The 24,807-nt window shown below is 68.6% G+C and carries 21 protein-coding genes; 19 read left to right on the top strand and 2 right to left on the bottom strand.

Features of this window, described 5'->3' with window-relative positions:
- Positions 1 to 43 precede the first annotated feature (43 nt).
- The 4 genes from BLQ74_RS24115 (at position 44) to BLQ74_RS24100 (ending at position 5,485) form a co-directional block, all read left to right on the top strand.
- The gene (locus BLQ74_RS24115) at positions 44 to 781 is read left to right on the top strand and encodes a response regulator (RefSeq protein WP_090267664.1); all 738 of its coding nucleotides are present in this window, start codon (positions 44 to 46) and stop codon (positions 779 to 781) included.
- Between the two features lie 10 nt (positions 782 to 791).
- The gene (locus BLQ74_RS24110) at positions 792 to 1,583 is read left to right on the top strand and encodes a substrate-binding periplasmic protein (RefSeq protein WP_090267662.1); all 792 of its coding nucleotides are present in this window, start codon (positions 792 to 794) and stop codon (positions 1,581 to 1,583) included.
- Complete coding sequence (locus BLQ74_RS24105; RefSeq protein ID WP_090267660.1) at positions 1,580 to 3,829, top strand: ATP-binding protein; 2,250 nt, start codon at positions 1,580 to 1,582, stop codon at positions 3,827 to 3,829. The genes BLQ74_RS24110 and BLQ74_RS24105 overlap by 4 nt, the downstream gene beginning before the upstream one ends.
- A 246-nt stretch (positions 3,830 to 4,075) precedes the next feature.
- A complete protein-coding gene (locus BLQ74_RS24100; RefSeq protein ID WP_090267658.1) occupies positions 4,076 to 5,485 on the top strand; it encodes an amino acid permease in 1,410 nt (469 codons plus the stop codon).
- 38 nt (positions 5,486 to 5,523) lie between these two features.
- Here BLQ74_RS24100 and BLQ74_RS24095 read toward each other — a convergent pair whose 3' ends face one another.
- Positions 5,524 to 6,411 (bottom strand): dihydrodipicolinate synthase family protein, encoded by an 888-nt coding sequence (locus tag BLQ74_RS24095; protein WP_090267656.1) that lies wholly within the window; start codon positions 6,409 to 6,411, stop codon positions 5,524 to 5,526.
- Between the two features lie 50 nt (positions 6,412 to 6,461).
- Positions 6,462 to 7,244 (bottom strand): aldolase, encoded by a 783-nt coding sequence (locus tag BLQ74_RS24090; protein ID WP_090267654.1) that lies wholly within the window; start codon positions 7,242 to 7,244, stop codon positions 6,462 to 6,464.
- A 161-nt stretch (positions 7,245 to 7,405) separates the two neighbouring features.
- On the opposite strand from BLQ74_RS24090, the gene BLQ74_RS24085 reads away from it, so the two are divergent.
- From BLQ74_RS24085 to BLQ74_RS24015, 15 genes are all read left to right on the top strand, one after another.
- The gene (locus BLQ74_RS24085) at positions 7,406 to 7,945 is read left to right on the top strand and encodes a helix-turn-helix domain-containing protein (protein WP_090267653.1); all 540 of its coding nucleotides are present in this window, start codon (positions 7,406 to 7,408) and stop codon (positions 7,943 to 7,945) included.
- 275 nt (positions 7,946 to 8,220) lie between these two features.
- Entirely contained in the window at positions 8,221 to 9,009 is a 789-nt protein-coding gene (locus BLQ74_RS24080; RefSeq protein WP_090267651.1) for an enoyl-CoA hydratase/isomerase family protein, read from the top strand.
- 16 nt (positions 9,010 to 9,025) lie between these two features.
- Positions 9,026 to 10,186, top strand: a complete 1,161-nt coding sequence (locus BLQ74_RS24075; protein ID WP_090267649.1) for an acyl-CoA dehydrogenase family protein — start codon at positions 9,026 to 9,028, stop codon at positions 10,184 to 10,186.
- Positions 10,187 to 10,196: 10 nt separating this feature from the next.
- Positions 10,197 to 12,281 carry an acetate--CoA ligase family protein gene (locus BLQ74_RS24070; RefSeq protein WP_090267647.1) on the top strand — a complete coding sequence of 695 codons (2,085 nt, stop codon included), beginning with the start codon at positions 10,197 to 10,199 and terminating at the stop codon, positions 12,279 to 12,281.
- 105 nt (positions 12,282 to 12,386) lie between these two features.
- The gene (locus BLQ74_RS24065) at positions 12,387 to 13,997 is read left to right on the top strand and encodes a 5-guanidino-2-oxopentanoate decarboxylase (RefSeq protein WP_090267645.1); all 1,611 of its coding nucleotides are present in this window, start codon (positions 12,387 to 12,389) and stop codon (positions 13,995 to 13,997) included.
- 151 nt (positions 13,998 to 14,148) lie between these two features.
- Entirely contained in the window at positions 14,149 to 15,339 is a 1,191-nt protein-coding gene (locus BLQ74_RS24060) for a pyridoxal phosphate-dependent aminotransferase (protein WP_090267644.1), read from the top strand.
- The gene (locus BLQ74_RS24055) at positions 15,332 to 16,750 is read left to right on the top strand and encodes an aldehyde dehydrogenase family protein (RefSeq protein WP_090267642.1); all 1,419 of its coding nucleotides are present in this window, start codon (positions 15,332 to 15,334) and stop codon (positions 16,748 to 16,750) included. Before BLQ74_RS24060 ends, BLQ74_RS24055 begins: the two co-directional genes overlap by 8 nt.
- Before the next feature lie 46 nt (positions 16,751 to 16,796).
- A complete protein-coding gene (locus tag BLQ74_RS24050; protein WP_090267641.1) occupies positions 16,797 to 17,501 on the top strand; it encodes an NAD(P)H-dependent oxidoreductase in 705 nt (234 codons plus the stop codon).
- A 299-nt stretch (positions 17,502 to 17,800) separates the two neighbouring features.
- The gene (locus BLQ74_RS24045; protein ID WP_212633170.1) at positions 17,801 to 18,736 is read left to right on the top strand and encodes a LysR family transcriptional regulator; all 936 of its coding nucleotides are present in this window, start codon (positions 17,801 to 17,803) and stop codon (positions 18,734 to 18,736) included.
- Positions 18,737 to 18,856: 120 nt separating this feature from the next.
- Positions 18,857 to 19,054, top strand: coding sequence for a hypothetical protein (locus BLQ74_RS24040; RefSeq protein WP_090267636.1), 198 nt, complete (start codon positions 18,857 to 18,859; stop codon positions 19,052 to 19,054).
- A gap of 531 nt (positions 19,055 to 19,585) precedes the next feature.
- Complete coding sequence (locus tag BLQ74_RS24035; RefSeq protein ID WP_090267635.1) at positions 19,586 to 20,443, top strand: MurR/RpiR family transcriptional regulator; 858 nt, start codon at positions 19,586 to 19,588, stop codon at positions 20,441 to 20,443.
- 2 nt (positions 20,444 to 20,445) lie between these two features.
- On the top strand, positions 20,446 to 21,087 hold the full coding sequence (locus tag BLQ74_RS24030) for a cysteine hydrolase family protein (RefSeq protein WP_090267633.1): 642 nt from the start codon (positions 20,446 to 20,448) through the stop codon (positions 21,085 to 21,087).
- A gap of 101 nt (positions 21,088 to 21,188) precedes the next feature.
- Complete coding sequence (locus BLQ74_RS24025) at positions 21,189 to 22,526, top strand: glutamine synthetase family protein (protein WP_090267631.1); 1,338 nt, start codon at positions 21,189 to 21,191, stop codon at positions 22,524 to 22,526.
- On the top strand, positions 22,510 to 23,253 hold the full coding sequence (locus BLQ74_RS24020; protein WP_090267630.1) for an N-formylglutamate amidohydrolase: 744 nt from the start codon (positions 22,510 to 22,512) through the stop codon (positions 23,251 to 23,253). The genes BLQ74_RS24025 and BLQ74_RS24020 overlap by 17 nt, the downstream gene beginning before the upstream one ends.
- 136 nt (positions 23,254 to 23,389) lie before the next feature.
- Positions 23,390 to 24,733, top strand: coding sequence for an APC family permease (locus BLQ74_RS24015; protein WP_090267628.1), 1,344 nt, complete (start codon positions 23,390 to 23,392; stop codon positions 24,731 to 24,733).
- The last annotated feature ends 74 nt before the right edge of the window (positions 24,734 to 24,807 follow it).

Below are 24,807 nucleotides of genomic sequence, written 5' to 3'. Positions count from 1 at the left end.
ATAAGAATTCCGCCCCGCCACGGTGGGCGGTCGCAGCAGGGCAATGGCGATGGCTCCCCGTGTTCTGATCGTCGATGACGATCCGTTGATTCGCGAACTCCTCCAGTCCTACCTCGCCGGCGAGGGCTATGCCGTGTCCTGCGTCGGTACCGCCGAGCAGGCCGAAGCCAGCCTCGCCGAGGCCGAACGCGGCGGCGCGCCGATCGACCTGGTGCTGCTGGACATCCGCCTGCCCGGCAAGGACGGCCTGACCCTGACCCGCGAACTGCGCGTACGCTCGGAGATCGGCATCATCCTGATCACCGGGCGCGGCGACGACATCGACCGCATCGTCGGCCTGGAATGCGGCGCCGACGACTACGTGATCAAACCGCCGAACCCGCGCGAACTGGTGTCGCGGGCGAAGAACCTGATCCGCCGCGTGCGCCATGCCCAGGCGCCCGTCGCCGGGCCCGGGCGACAGCAGCTCAAGCGCTTCGCCGAGTGGGTGCTGGACCTCGACCGGCGGCGCCTGATCGACCGCGATGGCGGCGAAACCGCGCTGACCCACGGCGAGTTCCAACTGCTCTGCGTGTTCCTGCGCAACAGCGGCCACACCCTCAGCCGCGACCAACTGATGGACCAGATCCGCAACCGCGAATGGCTGCCCAACGACCGCTCCATCGACGTGCTGGTCGGGCGCCTGCGGCGCAAGCTGCGCGACGACCCGGCCGAGCCCGACCTGATCATCACCATCCATGGCGCCGGCTACCTGTTCAGCGCCGCGCCGAGCGACGCGTGAAGGACCGGCCATGAGCCGCTGGTCGGTCCTGTTCGCCCTGCTGCTCGTCCTCCTGCGCAGCGGCGCCGCGCTGGCCGCCGAGCGCATCCGCTACTGCGACTACCCGGTCTACCCTCCGGTGTCCTGGAGCGATGGCGCGCAGGTCCGGGGCCTGGCGCCGCAGGTGGTCAAGCGCGTGCTCGGCGGCCTCGGCTACGAGGTCCAGGTGGTGGTGCTGGGCAACTGGAAGCGCTGCCTGCTCGACGCCGCCGCCGGCCGCGTCGACGTGGTCCTGGCCTATCGCACCGAACAGCGCGACCAGGGCCTGCGCTTCGCCGAGACGCCGGTGCTGCGCGAAGAGGTGGCGCTGTTCTACAACCGCCGCAAGCCGCTGCGTTTCGAACGCCTGGAGGATCTCGCCGGCTACCGTGGCGGGCTGCTCTTCGGCGAAAGCTACGGCGCCGACTTCGACCGCCTGGTCGCCAGCCACGACAACGTCGAATGGGTCTCCGACAGCCAGCAGAACTTCGGCAAGCTGATCCGCCAGCGCATCGACTTCATCGCCTATGAGCGGCGCACCGGGCAACTCTTCGTGGAGCGCCTGCCCGGCGGCGCCGACATAGTCGCGGCGCCGCGGCCGATCACCGTGGACTACCTGCGCCTGGCCGTCTCGCGGCACTCCGCGCTGCTCGCGCGGCTGCCCGAGATCGACGCCGCGCTGCGCCGCCTCAGCGACGACGGCAGCCTGGCGCGTTGGCTCGCGCAAAGCGAGCGCGACTACCGCGCCATGCTCGCCGGTGCGCCGCCGGAAACCGCGCCATGACGGCCCTGCGCGCGCCCGGCCGCCTGGCCCGGCGCCTGCTGCTGCGGGTGCTGGCCTTCAGCCTGTGCTTCACCCTGCTCGCCGGCGCCGTGCAGCTGTGCCTGGAATATCGCCGCGAGATGCGCGACATCGACACGCGCCTGGAGCTGATCCGTGCCGGCTACCTGGCCAGCTTCGAGCGCAGTCTCTGGGACCTCAACCAGGCGCAATTGCGCGTGCAACTGCACGGCCTGGTGGACTTCCCCGACATCGCCTGGGCCAGCCTGGTCAGCGAGGATTTCAAGCTGATCCAGGGCGACATCCAGGGCCCCGGCCCGTTGCGCGTCGAGCATTTCCCGCTGAGCTACCAGCCGCCCGATGGCGAGCCGCGCCAGCTCGGCGAACTGGCCATCGCCATCGACCTCGGCGCGATCTACCGGCGCCTCTGGCACGGCGGCCTGAGCAACCTGCTGTGGATGGGTCTGTTCCTCTGCGGCCTGGCGGTGGCGCTGAGCTGGTTGTTCCACAGCCTGGTCACCCGTCACCTCGGGCAGATGGCCGGCTTCGCCGGGCGCATTGCCGCCGGCGACCTGCAGCACCCCCTGCGACTGGACAAGCGTGTGCGCAGCGAAGCCGACGAGATCGACACCGTGGCCGATGCCCTGGAGGACATGCGTCAGTCCCTGCGCGCCGACCTGCGCCGCCGCGAGGCCGACCGCCAGGCCTTGCAGCACAAGCGCGACGAGCTGCAGCGCCGGGTCGAGCGGCGCACCGCCAGCCTGCAACGGGCCAAGGAGGAAGCCGAGGCGGCGAACCTGGCCAAGAGTCGCTTCCTGGCCACCATGAGCCACGAAATCCGCACCCCGCTCAACGGCATCCTCGGCATGGCCGAGCTGCTGCGCGACGCGCCCCTGGGCGAGCGCGACCGCCAGCGCCTGCACGCCCTGCACAAGGCCGGCGAGGGGCTGCTGGCGGTGCTCAACGAGGTGCTGCATTTCGCCAAGCTGGAGGACGGCGCGAGCCTGCCGGAGTCAGTCGATTTCGACCTGCGCGCATTGCTCGACGAAGTGCTGACCCTGCTCGAACCCTGCGCCGCCGCCAATGGCACCTGCCTGCGTCTGCACATCGAGCCGCGGGTCCGCAGCGCCTGCCGTGGCGCCGAGCAATTGCTCCGCCAGGTACTGAGCAACCTGGTGGCCAACGCGGTGAAGTTCACCGAGGAGGGCGAGGTCTGCCTGCGCCTGCAACTGCTCGAACGCGGCGAGCAGCGCCAGCGCCTGCGCTTCGCCGTGGTCGACGATGGCATCGGCATTCCCGACGCGCTGCAGGCGCGCATCTTCGAGCGCTTCACCCAGGCCAGCGACGAGGTGGCGCGGCGCTACGGCGGCAGCGGCCTCGGCCTGGCCATCAGCAAGCGCCTGGTGGAGGCCATGGGCGGGCGCATCGGTGTCGACAGCCGCGAAGGCCAGGGCAGCACCTTCTGGTTCGAGATCGAACTGGCCGATGCCACTGCGCCCGGCCTCGCTCCGGCGCCGCCAGCGCCGCGCGCGGAGCAGGCGCTGCGCATCCTGCTGGTGGAAGACGTGCCGCTCAACCGCGAGGTGGCCCACGACCTGCTGGCGCGCGATGGCCACGCGGTGACCCTGGCCGAGGACGCCGAACCGGCGTTGGCGTTGTGCCGCGAGCAGGCGTTCGAGCTGATCCTGCTGGACATGCACCTGCCAGGGCTGAGTGGCGTCGAACTGTGTCGGGCGATTCGCCAGCAGACCGCCGGGCGCAATCGTCAGACGCCGATCCTGGCCTTCACCGCCAGCGTGCAGCCGGCCATGGTCCGTCGCTACTTCGATGCCGGCATGCAGGGCGTGCTGGCCAAGCCGCTGCGCCTCGACGACCTGCGGCGCACCCTGGCCGGCATCGGCGCGGCACGTCCGACGCCGCCGGAGGATGGCGTGCTCGACCGCCAGGTGCTGGCCACCCACCGCGAGCTGCTCGGCGCACACCGCCTGCACGAGCTGCTCGGCCTGCTCCGCAACCTGCTCGCGGAACACTGGCCGGCACTGCACGAGGCCATCGCCGCCGAGGACGCGGCGGAAGCCGCGAGCCTGGCCCACCGCCTGGCCGGCGGTTGCCACTCCATGGGCCTGCGCGGCCTCGGCGACTGCCTGCACGCCCTGGAACGAGCGGCGCTGGCCGGCGAGCCGCTGCAAGGCTGGGCGCAACGGCTCGACGCGCAACACGCCGCCGCCGCCGCGCATCTGCAGCCCTAGGGCGAACGACCGCGCAGAGGGCATCCGCCGTCATGCCTCGCCGCGCCGGACTGCGCCGGGCCGCTCGCGACAAATTCCTTACGACTTTTTACATCTTCGATCCGCCCGTACAACGCCGCCTTACATCGCCTTCGAATAATCCTGGCATCCGTGCCCAAGCCACGGCCTCTGACAGATTGGAGATAACAATAATGAGCCAACGTAGAGTTCCGCCCCTGTGCGCCCGCCGTTTCGCGGAGGTGCGCCATGTCTGAGTCGCCCGAGCGCATCCAGCTCACCCGTGCCCTGAAGAGCCGGCACATCTTCATGCTGTCCCTCGGCGGAGTGATCGGCACCGGCCTGTTCATGGGCTCGGGCGTGACCATCAACCAGGGCGGCCCGGCCGGCGCCGTGCTGGCCTATCTGGTCGCCGGCCTGCTGATGTACCTGGTGATGGTCTGCCTCGGCGAACTGTCGGTGCAGATGCCGGTTTCCGGCTCCTTCCAGGCCCACGCCACGCGCTTCATCGGCCCGGCCACCGGGTTCATGATCGGCTGGGTCTACTGGATGAGTTGGGCTTCCACCGTCGGCCTGGAATTCACCGCCGCCGGCATGCTCATGACACGCTGGTTCCCCGAGGTGCCGATCTGGCTCTGGTCGGGCTTCTTCGTGGTCGTCCTGTTCTCCCTCAACGCCCTCGCCACGCGCGCCTTCGGCGAGGCCGAATACTGGTTCTCGGGGATCAAGGTGGCGGCCATCCTCGCCTTCATCGTGGTCGGCCTGCTGGTGATCTTCGGCGTCATCCAGCTGAACAGCGGCGCGCCGGCGCCGATGATGTCCAACCTGGTCGGCGAGCGCCTGTTCCCCAACGGCCTGTCGGCGGTGTTCGCGGTGATGATGACGGTGGTCTACGCCTTCCAGGGCTGCGAGATCATGGGCGTCGCCGCCGGCGAGACCGACCAGCCGGAGAAGAGCATCCCGCGCGCGGTGCGCAACGTGGTGTTCCGCGTACTGATCTTCTACGTGCTGGCGGTCGTGGTGCTCGCCGCCATCGTCCCCTGGCAGCAGGCCGGGCTGATGGAAAGCCCCTTCGTCCAGGTCTTCGACATGGTCGGCATCCCCTACGCGGCGGACCTGATGAACTTCGTCATCCTCACCGCCATCCTCTCGGTGGGTAACTCCGGCCTCTATGCCTCGACGCGCATCCTCTGGGCGATGTCCAAGACCGGCATGGCGCCCAAGCGCCTGTCCAAGCTGAGCGCCCGTGGCGTGCCGCTCTACGCGCTGCTGATCAGCCTGGCCTTCGCCCTGCTCTCGCTGCTCACCAGCGTGGTCGCCGCCGACACCCTGTTCATGGTGCTGATGGCGGTGAGCGGGATGTCCGGCACCGTGACCTGGATCGTCATCGCCTACGCGCAGTACCGCTTCCGCCGCGAGCACCTGGCCAAGGGCGGCAGCGTCGCCGACCTGAAATACGCCGCGCCGCTGTTCCCCTTCCTGCCGCTGGCGTGCATCGCCATCTGCTGCTCGCTGTTCGTCTTCCTCGCCCTCGACCCGACCCAGCGCCCCTCGCTGTACTGGGGCTTCGGCTTCATGGCCGCCTGCTACCTGGCCTACTACCTGCTCAAGCGCAAGCGCCCGCCCGTGGCGAGCGAGACCGCGCTGGGCCTGGGCTGAGGTTCAGCCGCCGCAAGGGCGCCCTGGCGGCGGCTGATTTATCGACGCAGCGGCGCCAGCAGTTCTTCCAGGTAGCGGCAGCCCTCGGCGTCCAGCGCCTGCAGCGGCAGGCGCGGAGCGCCAGCGTCGAGGCCGGTCAGGCGCAGGCCGGCCTTGATGGTGGTGGGTAGGCCCCGGCGGGTGATGTAGTCGAGCAGCGCCAACTGGCGATAGAACAGCTCGCGGGCCTCCTCCAGGCGACCCTCCCGCACCGCCTGGTAGAGCGCCAGGTTGTGCTGCGGGATCAGGTTCGGCGCCGCCGTGCACCAGCCCTTCGCCCCGGCCACCAGCGCCTCCAGGGCCAGGGGGTTGCAGCCGTTGTAGAAGGCTACCTGGCCGTCGGAGAGCAGCCGCAGGCGGTGCATGCGCTGAATGTCGCCGGTGCTCTCCTTGACCATGGTGACGTTGTCCACTTCCCGGACAATGCGCAGGATCAGTTCCACCGACAGGTCGGTGCCGCTGGTGCCGGGGTTGTTGTAGAGCATCACCGGAATGCCGATGGCCGCGCCAATGGCATGGTAGTGGGCGAGGATTTCCGCCTCGTTGAGCTTCCAGTAGGACACCGGCAATACCATCACCGCGCTGGCGCCCAGGCGCTCGGCGAAGCGCGCGCGGCGCACGGTGCGCGCGGTGGTCAGGTCGGACACGCTGACGATGCTCGGTACGCGGCCGGCGATACGGGTCAGGCTGTATTCGACCACCGCCTGCCATTCCGCGTCGTCGAGGTAGGCGCCTTCGCCGGTGCTGCCCAGCGGGGCGATGGCGTGCACGCCGCCGTCGATCAGGCGGTCGATGGAACGGCCGAGGGTGGGCAGGTCGAGGGAGCCGTCGGCGGCGAAGGGGGTGATGGTGTAGCCGATAATGCCGTGGAGGATGGTAGTGGACATGGTTGCACCTGTGGCACGAGTCAATGGGAGAGTCTTGTCGGGGGCGCGGGTCAGCTCAGGCAGTCGCCGTGCTCGCGCAGGCTGCGCCGCGCGTAGTAGTCGAAGGCGGCGCCGTGGCGCTTGGGCGTGGAGATCCAGTCGTGCGCTTCCCGGCCCAGGGCCGGCGGGATCGGCTGGATCTCACCGGCGGCCATGGCCAGCAGCTGCAGTTTCGCCGCGCGCTCGAAGAGCATGGCCAGCACGCAGGCCTCCTCGATGCTCGAACCGGTGACCAGCAGGCCGTGATGCGAGAGCAGGATGGCGCGCTTGTCGCCGAGGGCGGCGGAGATGATCTCGCCCTCTTCGTTACCCACCGGCACGCCTGGCCAGTCCTTGAGGAAGGCACAGTCCCCGTACAGCGGACAGATATCCATGTGCGACACCGCCAGCGGGACTTCCAGCATGGACAGCGCCGCGGCGTGCAGCGGGTGGGTGTGGATGATGCAGTTGATGTCCGGGCGGGCGCGGTAGATCCAGCTGTGGAAGCGGTTCGCCGGGTTGGCCATGCCCTGGCCCTGGAGCACCCGGAGGTCTTCGTCGACCAGCAACAGGTTGCCCGCACTGATCTCGTCGAAGCCCAGGCCCAGGCGCTGGGTGTAGTAGCTGCCGGGCGCTTCGGCGCGGGCAGTGATCTGCCCGGCCAGGCCGGAATCATGGCCGCCGTCGAAGAGGATTCGACAGGTCAGGGCCAGTTTTTGCCGCGCGCTCCACGTATTATCGGCAAGGCTGGTCCGCATCTGCTGCTCGGCGTGCTGGATCAACTGGTCTTTGGGAAGTTGCAAGGTGGTTGCCATGACGGAACTCCTGGTAGCGGGTGTAGGCGAGGTCGCGCTCGCCATCATCGATGGGCACCAGGCAGGGCCGGCGGCTGTCGATGACACAAAACAAGCTATATGACACAAAGTGTCATTGGCAAGGAAAAAGTTTCCCGCACCCGCGCCAAGGGGCGTTCTGCATGTCTATGCGCTTGAAATTATTGAGAAAGAAATTGGGGGTCACCTTGGAAACGCTGGCCGAGAAGACCGGCATGACCAAGAGCTACCTGTCCAAGGTCGAACGTGGCCTGAACACCCCGTCGATCGCCGCCGCGCTCAAGCTGGCCAAGGCCCTTAACGTCCAGGTCGAGGAACTGTTCGGCGAGGAGAATGGCGGTGACCCGGGCTACAGCCTGGTGCGCCGCGAGCAGCGCCAGTCCCTGACCCAGGACGACCAGGGCCCGGCCTATGCCTCCCTGGCGCGGCATATCGGTGGCCGCGCGCTGCTGCCGTTCGTTGTCTATCCGCCGGCGGATTTCAGTCAGTCGACCTTCAAGGAGCACCTGGGCGAGGAGTTCATCTTCGTCCACCGCGGCCGGGTGGAGGTCGACTTCCTCTCCGAACGGCTGGTCCTGGAAACCGGCGACGCCCTCCACTTCAATGCGCAGAAACCGCACCGCCTGCGCTCCCTTGGCGACGAACAGGCCGAGTTGCTGGTGGTGGTGCACAGCGAGGACTGACGCCGCGCCTGCCCACTGACGCCCCTGGCGCCCCCGATCCGCGGCGGGCGCCCCGGCTCGCGCCCCGACGCGGGCCGCTTCCGGCCGATTGTTCGAAGTTGTAACAAACCCCGCCGCGAATCTTCCGAAAACTCCGCAGCCCCCGCGCCACGCGGCCTTCGCGTGCTTTTCCGTTGCCGTTACAAGCCCCCGTTCGGGTGCATTGCCGTCTTGTTGAACACTTGTTTAGTATTGTGACCAACGCGGCACCATGCGACAACAACAACGAGGCCAGCATGACTCAAGCATCCCCGCTCAGCCGGGTCCAGGACGCTATCGCCTGGATTACCCTGAATCGCCCCGAGCAGCGCAACGCGCTGGACATCCCCACGCTGAAGCGCCTGCACGCCCTGCTCGACGCCCACCAGGCCGACCCGGCGGTGCGCGTCATCGTGCTGACCGGCGCGGGCCGCAGCTTCTGCGCCGGCGCCGACCTCGCCGAATGGGCCGAGGCCGAAGCCCGTGGCGAGCTGGAAAGCTACGGCTGGACCGAAACCGCCCACGCCCTGATGCGTCGCCTGCACGACCTGGACAAGCCGACCATCGCCGCGGTCAACGGCACCGCGGTCGGCGCCGGCATGGACCTGGCCCTCTGCTGCGACTTCCGCGTCGCCGGCGCCTCGGCGCGCTTCAAGGCCGGCTACACCGGCATGGCCTACTGCCCGGACGCCGGCGCCAGCTGGCACCTGCCGCGGCTGATCGGCGCCGAGGCGGCCAAGCGCCTGCTGTTCCTCGACGAGCTGTGGAACGCCGAGCGTGCCCTCGGCGCCGGGCTGGTCGGCGAAGTGGTCGCCGACGCGCAACTGCTGGCCGCCGTCGCTGAATTCGCCGCGCGCCTGGCCGCCGGCCCGACCTTCGCCTTCGCCCAGACCAAGCGCCTGATCCGCGACGGCGCCAACCGCTCGCTGGCCCAGCAACTGGAGGCCGAACAGGCCGCCGGGTTGCTCTGCGGGCGCAGCGAAGACGCCGCCGAGGCGCTGCGCGCCGTGGCCGAAAAACGCATCCCCCACTTCCAAGGCCGCTGAGCGGCGAGGTGAGTCCATGGACTTCAAACTGACCCAGGAACAGGAAATGCTCGTCGAGGCGGTCAAGGCCTTCGTCGAGAAAGAGCTGCTGCCCCACGAGGAAGCGGTAGACCGCGCCGACGCCGTGGCGCCGGAGCTGGCCGCGCAGATTCGCGGCAAGGCCATCGCCGCCGGCTTCTACGCCTTCAACATGCCCGAGGAGGTCGGTGGCGGCGGCCTCGACTACCTGTCCCAGGCGCTCATCGAACGCGAGCTGTCCAAGGTTTCCTGGGCGCTGCACGTGTTCGTCGCGCGGCCCTCGAAGATCCTCATGGCCTGCCAGGGCCAGCAGATCCAGGACTACCTGCTGCCCTGCGTGCAGGGCGAGAAGATCGACTGCTTCGCCCTCACCGAACCGGGCGCCGGCTCCGACGCCAACTCGATCAAGACCCGCGCCGTGCGCGACGGCGACGACTTCGTGATCAACGGCGCCAAGCACTTCATCAGCCACGCCGGGCACGCCGACTTCGCCATCGTCTTCGCCGTCACCGACAGCTACGAGCGCAACGGCAAGAAGCGCAACGCGGTGACCGCCTTCCTGGTCGACAAGGGCACCCCGGGCATGACCGTGCGCCGTGGGCCGCGCTGCGTCAGCAACAAGGGCTACCACACCTACGAGATCTTCTTCGACGACTGCCGTGTGCCGGCCGCCAAGGTGCTCGGCGAGGTCGACAAGGGCTGGGACGTGGCCAACGCCTGGCTCACCGCCGGCCGCGTGATGGTCGCCGCCAACTGCGTCGGCCAGGCCCAGCGCGCCATGGACCTGTCGCTGCAATGGGCGGCCGACCGCAAGCAGTTCGGCCAGCCGATCGGCGCCTACCAGGGCATCGCCTTCAAGCTGGCCGACATGGCCACGCAGATTCGCGCCGCCGAACTCATCACCCTGCACACCGCGTGGAAGATGGACCAGGGGACCATGACCGACGGCGAGGCCGGCATGGCCAAGCTGTTCGCCAGCGAAGTGCTCGGCAAGGTCGCCGACGAGGCGGTGCAGATTTTCGGTGGCATGGGCCTGATGGACGAAGGTCCGATCGAGCGCATCTGGCGTAACGCGCGCATCGAGCGTGTGTGGGAAGGCACCTCGGAAATCCAGCGCCACATCATTTCCCGCGAACTGCTGCGGCCGCTGCTGCGTTGAGGTCTGGGCGATGAAACGCGAAAACCTCCAGCGCCTGCTGGCGCCCCGGCACCTGGCCTTCATTGGCGGACGCAGCATGGCGCGCGCGCTCAAGCGCTGCGCCGAAGGCGGCTTCGCCGGCCCGCTGTGGCTGGTCAACCCGCAATACGACGAACTCGAAGGCGTGCCTTGCGTGCGCAGCATCGCCGCGCTACCTGAAGGCCCGGACGCGGTGTTCGTCGCCACCAACCGCGAGCTGACCTTGCAAGCGGTCGCCGAACTGGCCGCGAAAGGCGCCGGCGGCGCCATCTGCTACGCCTCCGGTTTCGCCGAGACCGGCGCCGAAGGCCAGGCCCTGCAACAGCAATTGCTCGCCGCGGCCGGCGACATGGCCCTGCTCGGGCCGAACTGCTACGGCCTGCTCGACTACCTGCACGGCGCCGCGCTGTGGCCGGTGGCCCATGGCGGGCAGCGGGTGGAGAAGGGCGTGGCGGTGCTGACCCAGAGCGGCAACTTCGCCTACAACCTGTCGATGAGCGACCGCTCGCTGCCCATCGCCTACATGGCTTCGGTGGGCAACCAGGCGCAGCTGGGCGTGGCCGAGTTGATGGACGTGCTGCTCGACGAGCCGCGCGTGACCGCCATCGGCCTGCACCTGGAAGGCCTGAAGAACGTCCCCGGCTTCGCCCGCGCCGCCTACAAGGCCTTGCAAAAGGGCATTCCGCTGATCGCCCTGAAAACCGGCGTCTCGCAGATCGGCGCCGAGCTGGCGCTCAGCCACACCAGTTCGCTGGCTGGCTCCGACGCGCTCTACGACAGCCTCTTCGAGCGCCTCGGGGTGATCCGCGTGAGCGGCCCGGTGAGCTTCATCGAAACCCTCAAGGCCGCCGCCTGCGGCAACCTGCCGGGCGGCCCACGCCTGGCCGCGCTGGCCTGCTCCGGCGGCGATGCCGGGCTGATCGCCGACTACGCCGAGCGCAACGGCCTCAGCCTGCCGCCGCTGAGCGAGGCGCAGCGCCTGGCGCTGGCCGAGGTGCTGCCGGACTACGCCAACATCGCCAACCCGCTGGACTTCACCACCGCCATCTGGGGCGACGGCGCGGCCCTGGAACGGATGCTCGACAGCGCCCTGCGGACCCCCGCCGATGCCGCCCTGCTGGTGCTCGACTACCCCGGCGAAGAGACCGGCGAACGCCCGCAGTGCGACCTGCTGCTGGAGCTGTACTGCGCGGCGCTGGCGCGCCACGGCAAGGTCGGCTTCATCGCCTCGGCACTGCCCGAACTGCTGCCGGCGCATGCCCGCGAACGGCTGCACGGCCACGGCGTCGCCGCCTTGCAGGGCGTCGAGGACGGTCTCGCCGCCTGGGGCCGCATCGCCCATTACCGCCAGCGCCGCGAGGCATTGCTGGCGCGTGGCGAAGCGGCGCTGGTGCCGCTGTGTCCGCAAGCCGTAGAAGGCGAAGGCCGGCTGCTGGACGAGTGGCAGTCCAAGCAGGCGCTGAAAGCCTTCGGCCTGCCGCTGCCGGCGGCCGTGCTGAGCACGCCGCGGCAAGCCCGCGAAGCGGCCGCCGACCTGGGTTATCCGCTGGTGCTCAAGGCGGTCAGCGTCGAGCTGCCGCACAAGACCGAAGCCGGCGGCGTGGCGCTGAACCTGCGCAACGAGGCGGCGCTGGAAGCGGCGCTGTTCGACATGCGCGAGAGCCTGGCGAAGCACGCACCCCAGGTGCCCTTCGACCAGGTGCTGCTGGAGCGCATGGCCAGCCCGCCGCTGGCCGAGCTGATCATCGGCATCAAGCGCGAGGTCGGCTTCGGCCTGGCCCTGGTGCTGGGCGCCGGCGGCATCCTCGTCGAGCTGCTCAAGGACAGCCGCAGCCTGCTGCTGCCGACCACCGACGCGGCGATCCGCGACGCCCTGCTGAGCCTGCGCAGCGCTCCGTTGCTGAGCGGTTTCCGTGGCCGCCCGGCAGTGGACATGGACGCGCTGGTGGATGCCATCCGCGCGGTCGCCGACTACGCCTGCGAGCACGTCGACAGCCTGCTGGAGCTGGACGTCAACCCGCTGCTGGTGAATGCCGAAGGCGCCGTGGCGGTGGATGCGTTGGTTCGATTGGGTTAGGCGCCGGATGGCGGATGACGCGCTGGCGTCATTCGCCCTCGGGATTGGAGTAGGGCGAATGACCGCGTGCGGTTATCCGCCGAAGAACAGCTTTGGAGATTTCCCATGCGCAACGACAAGACTCTCACCGGCGGCCAGGCGCTGGTCCGCCTGCTGGCCAACTACGGCGTCGACACCGTGTTCGGCATTCCCGGCGTACACACCCTGGAGCTGTACCGTGGGCTGCCCGGCAGTGGCATCCGCCATGTGCTGACCCGCCACGAGCAGGGCGCCGGCTTCATGGCCGATGGCTACGCGCGGGTCAGCGGCAAGCCCGGCGTGGCCTTCATCATCACCGGTCCGGGGGTGACCAACGCCGCCACCGCCATCGGCCAGGCCTACGCGGACTCCATCCCGCTGCTGGTGATTTCCAGCGTCAACCACACGGCGAGCCTCGGCAAAGGCTGGGGCTGTCTGCACGAGACCCAGGACCAGCGCGCCATGACCGCGCCGATCAGCGCCTTCTCGGCGGTCGCCCTGAGCCCGGAGGATTTGCCGGAGCTGATCGCCCGCGCCTACGCCGTGTTCGACAGCGAGCGCCCGCGTCCGGTGCATATCTCGGTGCCGCTGGACGTGCTCGCTGCGCCCATCGCCCGCGACTGGACCGCCGAGGTGGTGCGCCGTCCCGGCCGTGGCCTGCCGGCGGCCGCCGCGCTGCAACAGGCGGTGGCCAAGCTGGCGGGCGCCCAGCGGCCGATGATCATCGCCGGCGGTGGCGCGCTGCATGCCGCCGAGGCCCTGGCCGCGCTCAGCGAGCGCCTGGCCGCGCCGCTGTTCACCAGCGTTGCCGGCAAGGGTCTGTTGGCGCCGCAGGCAGCGCTGGCCGCTGGCGCTACCCTGTGCACCCAGGCCGGCTGGGACATGATCGCCGAGGCCGATGTGGTCCTGGCCATCGGCACCGAAATGGCCGACACCGACTACTGGCGCGAGCGTCTGCCGCTGAGCGGCGAGGTCATCCGCGTCGACCTCGATGCGCGCAAGTTCAACGACTTCTACCCCTGCGCCGTGGCCCTGCTCGGCGACGCCAAGGCCAGCGCCGAAGCGCTGCTCGCCGCGCTGCCGGGCGCCGCGCGCGACGCCGGCGGCGCCCATGCCCGCGTGGCGCAACTGCGCCAGCAACTGGAGGCCAGTCACGCGCCGCTGCAGCTTATCCACAAGGCGATCCTCGAACGCATCGCCACGGTGCTGCCGGAGAACGCCTTCATCGCCAGCGACATGACGCAACTGGCCTACACCGCCAATTACCTGTTCCCCAGCCGGGCGCCGCGCGGCTGGCTGCACCCCACTGGCTACGGCACCCTCGGCTATGGCGTGCCGGCCGGCATCGGCGCCAAGTTCGGCGCGCCCGAGCGTCCCGGTCTGGTGCTGGTCGGCGACGGCGGCTTCCTCTACACCGCGCAGGAGCTGGCCACCGCCAGCGAGGAGCTGGACAGCCCGCTGGTGGTGCTGCTGTGGAACAACGACGCGCTCGGGCAGATCCGCGACGACATGCTCAGCCTGGACATCGAGCCGGTCGGCGTGCTGCCGCGCAACCCGGACTTCGCCCTGCTCGGCCGCGCCTACGGCTGCGCCGTGCGCCAACCGCAGAGCCTGGACGAGCTGGAGCGCGACCTGCGCGCCGGCTTCGCCCACCCCGGCGTGACCCTGGTCGAGCTGAAACACGCCTGCGCCCGCTGAGCCCGTTCCATGCCTGCCTGCGCTTGCCCATGCGGCGTCGAAGGCAGGCTCGACAGGCACATTTGGCACGCCTAACTGCGCTTTTTCGCCTGCTTTTGCCTGGCCCGAGCGGCGCTCGGACAGGCCTTGAACAGGCCCAGGAGATCGACACATGCGCTACTCACACTTCACCCAACGCATCGCCGGCGACGGCGCCGCCGCCTGGGATATCCACTACCGCGCCCTGGCGCGCAGGGCGCAGGGCGACGACATCCTGCTGCTGTCGGTCGGCGACCCCGACTTCGACACCCCGCAGCCCATCGTGCAGTCGGCCATCGACAGCCTGCTGGCCGGCAACACCCACTACGCCGACGTGCGCGGCAAGCGCACGTTGCGCGAAGCCATCGCCCGCCGGCACACGCAGCGCAGCGGCCAGGCCGTCAGCGCCGACGAGGTGGTCGTGCTGGCCGGTGCCCAGTGCGCGCTCTATGCCGTGGCGCAATGCCTGCTGAATCCCGCTGATGAAGTCATCGTCGCCGAGCCGATGTACGTCACCTACGAAGCGGTGTTCGGTGCCTGCGGCGCCAAGGTCATCCCGGTGCCGGTACGTTCCGAGCACGGCTTCCGCGTGCAGGCCGAGGACGTCGCCGCGCTGATCACCCCGCGCACCCGCGCGCTGGCGATCAACAGCCCGCACAACCCCTCCGGCGCCAGCCTGCCACAGGCCACCTGGGAGGCCCTGGCGGCGCTGTGCATCGAGCACGACCTGTGGATGATCTCCGACGAGGTCTACAGCGAACTGCTGTTCGACGGCGAGCACATCAGCCCGGCCAGCCTGCCGGGTATGGCCGAACGCACCGCGACCCTCAACAGCCTGTCCAAGTCCCACGCCATGACCGGCTGGCGGGTCGGCTGGGTGGTCGGTCCGCCGGCGCTCTGCGCGCACCTGGAGAACCTCGCCCTGTGCATGCTCTACGGCTCGCCGGACTTCATCCAGGACGCCGCCTGCACCGCGCTGGAAGCGCACCTGCCGGAGCTGGACGCCATGCGCGAGGCCTATCGCCAGCGTCGCGACCTGGTCATCGACTGCCTCGCCGATTGTGTCGGCGTTCGCGCCCTGCGCCCGGACGGCGGCATGTTCGTGATGGTCGATATCCGCGCCACCGGGCTTTCCGCCCAGGCCTTCGCCGACCGGCTGCTGGAGCGCCATGGCGTCTCGGTGCTGGCCGGCGAAGCCTTCGGCCCCAGCGCCGCCGGGCATATCCGCCTGGGCCTGGTGCTCGGCGCCGAGCCGTTGCGCGAAGCCTGCCGGCGCATCGCTCTGTGCGCCGCCGAACGGCTCAAGGAGAAGCGCTATGCATGACCGTCGCCAGCTCTACATCGACGGCGCCTGGGTGGCGCCGCAAGGGCAGGGCCTGGCCGAGGTGCAGAACCCGGCCAGCGAAGAAACCATCGGTCGCGTAGCGCTGGGCAGCGAAGCCGACGTGAACCGCGCGGTGGACGCCGCGCGCCGTGCCTTCCCGGCCTGGTCGCAAACGCCGTCCCACGTGCGCGCCGGCTACATCCGTGCACTCGCCGCGCAGCTGAGGCAGCGCGCCGACGAGATGGCCGCGCTGATCACCGCCGAGCTGGGCATGCCCGTCCAGTGGTGCCGCATGGTGCAGGTGGACGGGCCGATCGAGGGCCTGGAAAGCTATGCCGAGCTGGCTGCGCACATGGACACGGTGCGCGAGGTCGGCAACTCGTTGGTGATGAAGGAAGCGGTGGGCGTCTGCGCCTTCATCAACCCCTGGAACTACCCGCTGCACCAGCTCATCGGCAAGCTCGCCCCGGCGCTGGCCGCTGGTTGCACGGTGGTGGTCAAGCCGAGCCAGGACACCCCGCTGCACGCCTTCCTGCTGGCCGAGATGATCGACGCCATCGGCCTGCCGGCAGGCGTCTTCAACCTGGTCAGCGGCCCCGGCGCCAAGGTCGGCGAAGCCCTGGCGCGGCACCCGGACGTGGACATGCTGTCCTTCACCGGCTCCACCGGCGCCGGCGTGCGCGTGGCCGAAGCGGCGGCGCCGACGGTCAAGCGTGTCTGCCTGGAGCTGGGCGGCAAGTCGCCGTTCCTCATCACCGCCGATGCCGATCTCGCCGCCGCCGTGCGCCACGGCGTGCAGGACGTGATGATCAATTCCGGGCAGACCTGCACCGCGCTGACCCGCATGCTGCTGCCGGCCAGTCGCTACGCCGAGGCCCTGGAGATCGCCCGCGCCGAGTGCGAGAGCCTGACGCTCGGCGACCCGCTGGACCCGCGCAGTTTCCTCGGCCCGATGTGCTCGGCCAGCCAGCGCAAGACCGTGCTCGACTACATCCGACTCGGCCAGGAGGAGGGTGCGCGCCTGCTTTGCGGTGGCGCCGAGCGGCCGTCCGGTCTGGCGCGCGGACACTACGTGCGGCCGACCCTGTTCGCCGCGGTGAACAACCGGATGCGCATCGCCCGCGAGGAAATCTTCGGCCCGGTGCTCTGCCTGATCCCCTACGCCGACGAGGACGACGCCGTGCGCATCGCCAACGATTCGCCGTTCGGCCTGTCCAGCGCGGTCTGGGCCGGCGACCGCGAACGCGGCCTGCGACTGGCGCGGCGGATGCGCGCCGGCCAATGCTTCGTCAACGGTGGCGCCTTCAACTACCGCGCGCCCTTCGGCGGCTACAAACAGTCCGGCAACGGCCGCGAATGGGGCGAGGAAGGCCTGGCCGAATTCGTCGAACACAAAGCCATCCAGCTCTGATGCACGGGGAGGGCAGGGCCCTCCCCCAACCCCCCCAAGGATTCCCATGAACGTACTGATCGTCCACGCGCATAACGAGCCGCAATCCTTCAGCTCCGCGCTCTGCCAACTGGCCGAGGAAACCCTGCAAGGCCAGGGGCACGCCGTGCAGGTCTCGGACCTCTACGCGATGAACTGGAACCCGGTGGCCAGCGCCGCCGATTTCGCCGAGCGAGCCAACCCGGACTACCTGGTCTACGCCCTGGAGCAGCGCGAAGGGGCCAAGGCGAAGACCCTCGCCGCGGACATCCAGGGCGAGCTGGACAAGCTGCTCTGGGCCGACCTGGTGATCTTCAACTTCCCGATCTATTGGTTCTCCGCGCCGGCCATCCTCAAGGGCTGGTTCGACCGCGTGCTGGTCTCGGGCATCTGCTACGGCGGCAAGCGCTTCTATGACCAGGGAGGCCTGACCGGCAAGCAGGCGTTGCTCAGCGTGACTCTCGGCGGGCGCGAGCACATGTTCGGCGAAGGCGCCATCCATGGCCCGCTGGAAGACATGCTGCGGCCGATCCTGCGCGGCACCCTGGCCTACACCGGCATGGCCGTGCTGCCGCCCTTCGTCGCCTGGCACGTGCCCTACATCGGCAACGACGCGCGCCAGGATTTCCTGCGCCAATACCAGGAGCGTTTGCAGCATCTGCAGAGCGACCAGCCGCTGGCGTTTCCGCGCCTGGAGCAGTTCGACGAGCGCCTCTACCCGCTGCCGCGCTGACGCAGGATGGCGTGGCGCGATGCGCTGGTCAGCGGCGGACTCAATTAGCGCTGAATCCGCCGGCGGGGGGACGACGAAAAAAGGCGCATGCCGGTCAAGCATGCGCCTTGGAGGAAGAGAGCAGCCGCTGCAGCCAGGTATGCGCGGGGGAGAGTGACCACTCGGTGGGTGTACCGAGGGTCGTACGATGGACGGGGTGGTGCCCACCGTTGCTGCAGCGGCTTGGTTGGCACTATACCCGGCAACGGTTGTAGGAAAATCGCCCTATACTGCGATTCAGTTTTGCAGGCAGGGCAACAGTGGACACATTACATGCAATGCGGGTCTTCGCCCGCGTCGTCGATGCCGGCAGTTTCACCGCTGCCGCCAATGCGTTGGGACTCTCCACCGCCCAGGTTTCCCGGGTGGTTTCCGATCTTGAAGCCTACCTGCAGGCACGGCTGCTGCACCGCACCACGCGGCGCCTGGCGCTGACCGAAACCGGCGAGCGCTACCTGCAGCGCTGCCGCGAAATCCTCACGGATGTCGACGAGGCCGAAGCCGAGGCCAACGGCGCGCACCTGCGTCCGCGCGGGCGGTTGCGCGTGCACTCGCTGACCGGCCTCGGCCAGCAGCACCTGATCCCGCTGATCTCGCAGTATTGCCAGGCGCATCCCGAGGTCTACGTCGAGCTGACCCTGGCCCAGCGCCAGCCGGACATCCTCGAAGAAGGCCAGGACGTGGTGATTACCCGCGATCGCGAACTGCCCGACTCCGAGTTCGTCGCCCAGACCCTCGGCACCATCTTCAGCGTGCTCTGCGCCAGCCCGGCCTACCTGGCGCGGAACGGCACGCCGCAGACCGTCGGCGACCTGCGCGAACACCGTTGCCTGCGCCTGCAGGACCCGACCTTCCCCGAAGGCTGGGCCTTCGAGGAGGGCAACGAGGAAAGCGTGATCCGCCCGCGCGACACCTTCATGGTCAACGTCGCCGAGGCGCTGTCCGGCGCCGCGCGCGCCGGCATGGGCGTGTGCCTGCTGCCCAGCTACGTGGCGGCGCCAGTGCTGCGCCAGGGCGAACTGGTGCGGGTGCTGCCGCAACACAGCCTGCATGTGCGGCAGATTTTCGCTTTGTACCCGTCGCGGCGCTTCCTCGACGCCAAGATCCGCACCTGGGTGGAGTTCCTCAAGGACGAATTGCCCAAGGCCTTCAGCGCCGACGAAGAGGTGCTGAACGACCCGAAGAACTGGGCCTGACGGGGATTATTGCTTTTTAGGCAACTGTATCTTGGTTAGCTGGCTATTTTTCTCGGCGTCATCGAGTCGTAACCTTTCTCTGCCCCCACCAAGCGGGGCTTTCGAAAGGGTTCGAATATCATGTCTCGTAATTTCCTCGCTGCCGCTCTGCTTTCCGTTTGTTCGCTGTCCTTCGTGCAGATGAGCTTCGCCGAAGAGTCCAGCCTGATGACCGACAAGATGGTCAAAGCCAATCAGGCCGCCATTGCCGGCCAATCCTCCGGCGCCGCCGAGCGCACTGCAGGCAAGACTGCACAGCAGCCCCACACCGATTCCTGATCGGTGTGCCCTTCCCCCGGGAGGCCCGGTGCGTGAGCCGGGATTCCCAATACCTTGCGCCGCATATGAAGTGCGGCGCTTTTTTATCGCCGCCGCCGCTGAAGTGATCTTTGCGAATTATGAAAAGGTCTATCGTCAACGCCGGCATTTATCCGAGGTAGATAGGTCAATAGACTTGCCCCTGTCGAACGGCGCCGCGAAGAGCCTTCCCTCCGGGTAGCGCCCGCCACCGTTCCACGGCTTGTTCCTCAGCCTGATGCTTCATCGCTCGACGCTTGCCGCGCGATTCGCCCAAGCGCCGTCGATCCGCTTCCCGACGCCGATATCCGATTGCTCCAATCGACGTCTTCTCTGGCCGCTGCCCTTTCAGCGGCCTTTTTTTTGCGCGAAGAAAATGACCGGGCATGCCGCTCCCATCCTTGAGCGGCCCGGGCGCTATGGCAGGAAAATGTAGTGAATCAGACATAAACAAAGTATTTGCAATGTTCTGAAATATTCATTACAAAATTCAAAAGCAATAGCGGAGCTGCCATGTCCAACCTCAAAGACCGCCTGGCGTCACCGGAAATCGCCCTCACGCCTGCCGAACGCAAGGTCCTGCGCGCCCTGCTGGACGACTATCCGCGCCTCGGCCTGGGGCCCATGGCCCGCCTCGCGCGCCAGGCCGGAGTCAGCGACCCGACCATCCTGCGCCTGGTGAAGAAGCTCGGCTTCGCCGGTTACGGCGAGTTCCAGGACGCCCTGCTCATCGAGGTCGACGACCGCCTGCGTTCCCCACGCACCTTGCTGGCCGATCGCCGCGAGCGGATGGACGACGGCGATGCCTGGTCGACTTACCTGAGCGATGCCGGCGACAACCTGCAGCGCACCCTCGGCCTGACCCGCGCCGACGACATCCACTTGCTCGGCGATTGGCTGCTCGATCCACGCCTGCGCCTGTTCTGTCTCGGCGGCCGCTTCAGCCGCTTCCTCGCCGGTTACCTGGTCACCCACCTGCGCCTGCTGCGCGGTGGCTGCCAGTGGCTCGATGACGGCGTGGCGCTGCCCGACCAGCTCAGTGAGCTGGACCGGCAGTCGCTGCTGATCCTCTTCGATTACCGCCGCTATCAGGCCCAGGCCCAGGTGGTGGCCCAGGAGGCCAAGGCGCGCGGTGCGCGGCTGGTGCTGTTCACCGACATCTATGCTTCGCCGCTGCGCGAGCTGGCCGACCTGATCATCAGCGCGCCGGTGGAGTCCGCTTCGCCGTTCGATTCGCTGGTTCCGGCCATGGCTCAGGTGGAAGCCCTGGTGGCCAGCCTGGTCGCGCGTAGCGACAACCAACTGGACGAGCGCCTGGACGGCATCGATCGCCTGCGCGCCGCGTTCAACACCCACTTGCTCGAGGAGTGATCATGTTCAGCCTGCCCCATCAATCGCCCCGCGATCTGCCGTACCAGCGTGGCCGCACCGCCATCCTTTTCGTCGACATGCAGCGCGCCTGGGTCGAGCCTGGGCTGGATCCGCACGTCGATGCACAGCGGGCCGGCTACTTCTACGAGCGCGTGCACGGACAGGTGATCCCCAACCAGCAGCGCCTGCTGGCGGCCATGCGTGGCGCCGACGAGAACGTCCTGCACACCATCATCGAGAGCCTGACCAGCGATGGTCGCGACCGCTCCCTCGACCACAAGCTTTCGGACATGCACCTGCCCAAGGGCCACCCCGATGCCCAGGTGATAGACGCGCTGGCGCCGAGGCAGAACGAGATCGTGCTGCCGAAAACCTCCTCCGGGGTCTTCAACTCCACCGCCATCGATTATGTGCTGCGCAACCTCGACACCCGCCACCTGATCGTCTGCGGCGTGGTCACTGACCAGTGCGTGGACATGGCGGTGCGTGACGCCGCCGATCGCGGCTACCTGGTGACCCTGGTCGAGGACGCCTGCGCCACGCACAGCGCCGAGCGCCACCAGGCCTGCCTGGAGGCGATCAAGGGGTACTGCTGGATCGCCGACACCGACAGCGTCCTGGCGCGCATCGCCGCCATCGCCTGAACGTCGCCGCGCGCGGTTGCCCGCGCGGCCGAAAGAATAAGGAAAATCGCCGCCGCTTTGTCAGCGTGCCGGTGCAGACAAGTGCTTTCGAGGAGTTCGCCATGAGTCTTCCCAGCCAGACCGGTCCGCTGCGCCTGAGCAGCTTTGTCACCACCGACCTCGCCGGCATCACCCGCGGCCGTTCGCTGCCGGAGTCGGCGGTCGCCGAGCAGCTCGCCAGTGGCTGCGGCTGGGTGCCGGCGAACAGCGCGCTGACTCCGCAGGACATCATCGCCGACGATAACCCCTGGGGCAGTCACGGTGATCTGCGCCTGCTACCGGACCCGGCCAGCCGCGTGCGCCTGGAGCAGGGACCCGATCCGTTGGCGCCGGCCTTCGACTATTTCCATGGCGATTTGGTGGAAACCGATGGCCGCCCGTGGCCAGTGTGTCCGCGCAGCCTGCTGCGCGCGGAAATCCTGCGCTACCGCGAATTGGGCCTGCAGGTCACTGCCGCGTTCGAGCATGAGTTCACTCTGCTCGGCCTGGCGTCGGCGCCGACGGCGGCCTTTTCGCTGCAGGCGCAGCGCGCCGCCGGTGCCTTCCCAGGCTGGTTGATGAGCGCCCTGGAGCAGGTCGGCGCCGAGCCGGAAATGTTCCTCCCCGAATATGGCCGCCTTCAGTACGAGGTGACCTGTCGCCCGACCCAGGGGGTGGCTGCCGCTGACCGCGCGGTGAACGTCCGCGAGATTACCCGCGAGATCGCGCGACAGAGCGGCCTGAGCAGTTGCTTTTCGCCGCTGCGTGCGCCCGGCGAAGTGACCAATGGCGTGCACCTGCACCTGAGCTTGCAGCGCCTGGACGGCACGCCGGTGTTCTATGACGACAGCCGCGCCAATAGCCTTGCCGAACTGGCCGAGCACTGGGCGGCCGGTGTGTTGCGGCATCTGCCGGCGTTGTGCGCGCTGACCGCGCCGACGGCGGTGTCCTATCTGCGCCTGAAGCCGCATCACTGGAGCGCCGCCTATGCCTGCCTGGGCCTGCGCAACCGCGAGGCGGCACTGCGCATCTGCCCGGTGGTGAGCCTCGGCGGCAAGCCGCTGGCGCGCCAGTTCAACCTGGAATTCCGTCCGATGGACGCCACCGCGTCACCGCACCTGGCCATGGCCGCGGTGCTGATCGCCGGTCGTCTCGGCATGCAGGAGCGCCTGCCGCTGGGCGCGGTCACCGATGTCGATCCGGACAGCCTCGGTGCCGAAGAACGCGCGCGGCGCGGTATCGAAGCGCTGCCCGGTTCCCTGGAAGAAGCGCTGCGCCTGCTGGCTGACGACCGCCTGCTCCGCGAGCAACTGCCGCCGGCGTTGCTCGACACCTATTTCGCCATGAAGCGCCAGGAACTGGCGCTGACCCGCGACCTCACCGATGAAGAAGTCTGCCAACGCTATGCCAGTCTCTATTGAAGCCGGGCTCTACCGCGAGCCGCCGTATCGCCTGCTCAACGCCCAGGGCCGCAGCCCGGTGCTGCTGGTCTGCGAGCACGCCAGCCGCTACATCCCCGCCGAGTTGCAGCAACTTGGCCTGGACGATGCCGCCGCGCAGGAACACATCGCCTGGGACATCGGCGCGCTGGCCCTGGCCGAAGCGCTCTCGGCGCGCCTCGATGCGCCGCTGCTGGCGGCCGGATACTCGCGCCTGCTGATCGATCTGAACCGCCCGCTGGCCGCGCCGGACAGCATTCCCGAGCACAGCGAGATCTACCCGATCCCCGGCAACTGCAAGCTCGACGCGGCGACCCGCGCGCAGCGCCAGGCGGCGATCTTCGAACCTTTCCACCGGCGCCTCGGCGAGCTGATCGACCAGCGCCTGGCGGCCGGCGTGCCGCTGCGTCTGGTCGGCGTGCACAGTTTCACCCCGAGCTATCGCGGCGTGCCGCGCCCCTGGAGCGCCGGCGTGCTGTTCGACCGCGCCGCGGGCTATGCCGAGCGGATCATCGCCGGCCTGCGCCAGGGGGATGAGGCGATCGGCGCCAACCAGCCGTACCAGATCGACCCGGCCGAGGACATGACCGTGCCGGTGCATGGCGATGAGCGCGGCCTGGACGCCGTGCTCATCGAGATTCGCAACGATGGATTGCGGACACCGGAAGCGGTGGCCGCCTGGGCCGAGCGTTTGGCGCCCTGGCTCTGAACGCGCCAGGGACCCCGCAGGGATTGGCCGGTGGATCGGCGCCAAGGCGCCTGTCGACCGGCATCGGCCGTCACAACAAAAACAACAGCGCATCCGCGCAGCCTTCCCACACTGCCTCCTCCAGAGGAGATGCCCCATGGCCATCGAACAGTTCGGATATCAGCAACAGCTCCGCCGCAGTCTTTCCCTCAGCGACCTGGTCATCTACGGGATGATCTTCATGATCCCCATCGCGCCCTTCGGCGTGTATGGCTGGGTCCATGCCGACTCCCACGGCATGGTGCCGATGGCCTACCTGGTGGGCATGCTGGCAATGCTCTTCACCGCGCTCAGCTACGGCGCCATGGCCCGCGCTTTCCCCATCGCCGGCTCGGTGTATTCCTACGCTCAACGCGGTATTCACCCGCACGTCGGCTTCCTCGCCGGCTGGGTGCTGTTGCTCGACTACCTGCTGATCCCGCCGTTGCTCTACGTGTTCAGCGCGCTGGCGCTCAACCACTTGTTCCCGGCACTGCCGAAGCTGGTCTTCATGCTCTTGTTCCTGGTCTCGGCGACCCTGGTCAATCTGCGCGGCATCACCTTCGCCGCGCGCTTCAACCTGCTGTTCCTGATCGCCGAGCTGATCGTCCTGGCGATCTTCCTGGTGGTCGGCTACCAGGCCCTGCAAGGTGGCATGGGCAATGGCCGCCTGACCTTGGCGCCGCTGTACCAGCCGGAGCACTTCGACCTTGGCCTGGTGATGAAGGCGGTGTCCATCGCCGTGCTCTCCTTCCTCGGCTTCGACGCCATCTCGACCCTGGCCGAGGAGGTCAAGGGTGACCCGGCCCGGCAGATTGGCCGGGCTTCGCTGATCGCCCTGTTCGTCATGGGTGGCATCTTCGTCGTGCAGACCTGGCTGGCCACCGACCTGGCCGCCGGTATGACCTTCCAGTCGGCCGACACCGCCTTCTACGAGATCGCCGAAGCGGCGGGCGGCGCCTGGCTGTCCACCCTCACCGCAGTGGCTACCGCGCTGGCCTGGGGGGTGACCGTGTCCATCACCTCGCAGGCGGCCGTGTCGCGACTGCTGTACTCCATGGCCCGCGACGGCAAGCTGCCACGGGTGCTGGCCAAGGTGCATCCGACATACCAGACCCCGCACGTCAGCCTGTACCTGGTGGCGGTGCTGTCGCTGGGCATCGGCATCGCCTTCCTCGATGCCCCGGACGTGCTCACCTCGCTGGTCAACTTTGGCGCGCTGACCGGCTTCTGCCTGCTGCACCTGGCGGTGATCGTGCATTACTTCGTCCGCCAGAAGACCGGCCAGGTACTGCGCCACCTGCTGTTCCCGCTGATCGGCCTGGCGATCATCGGCTACGTGCTGGCGAGCATGAGCCGCGATGCGCAGTACCTGGGCCTGGCCTGGATCGCCGTGGGGCTGGTGTACCTGGCGGTGCTGCAGAAGCGCGGCAAGGCCGGGGTGCTGGCCGAGGGGCTGTGAGGGCGCCGGGCGGATAAGGCGCAGCGCGTCGGTCGCCCGGCGCGGCGGGCGCGCTCGCAGGGCCCATGACCTCT

It is taken from the genome of Pseudomonas panipatensis (genome assembly GCF_900099785.1).
Lineage (GTDB): Bacteria > Pseudomonadota > Gammaproteobacteria > Pseudomonadales > Pseudomonadaceae > Pseudomonas > Pseudomonas panipatensis.
This window is presented reverse-complemented; position numbering and strand designations above follow the sequence as displayed.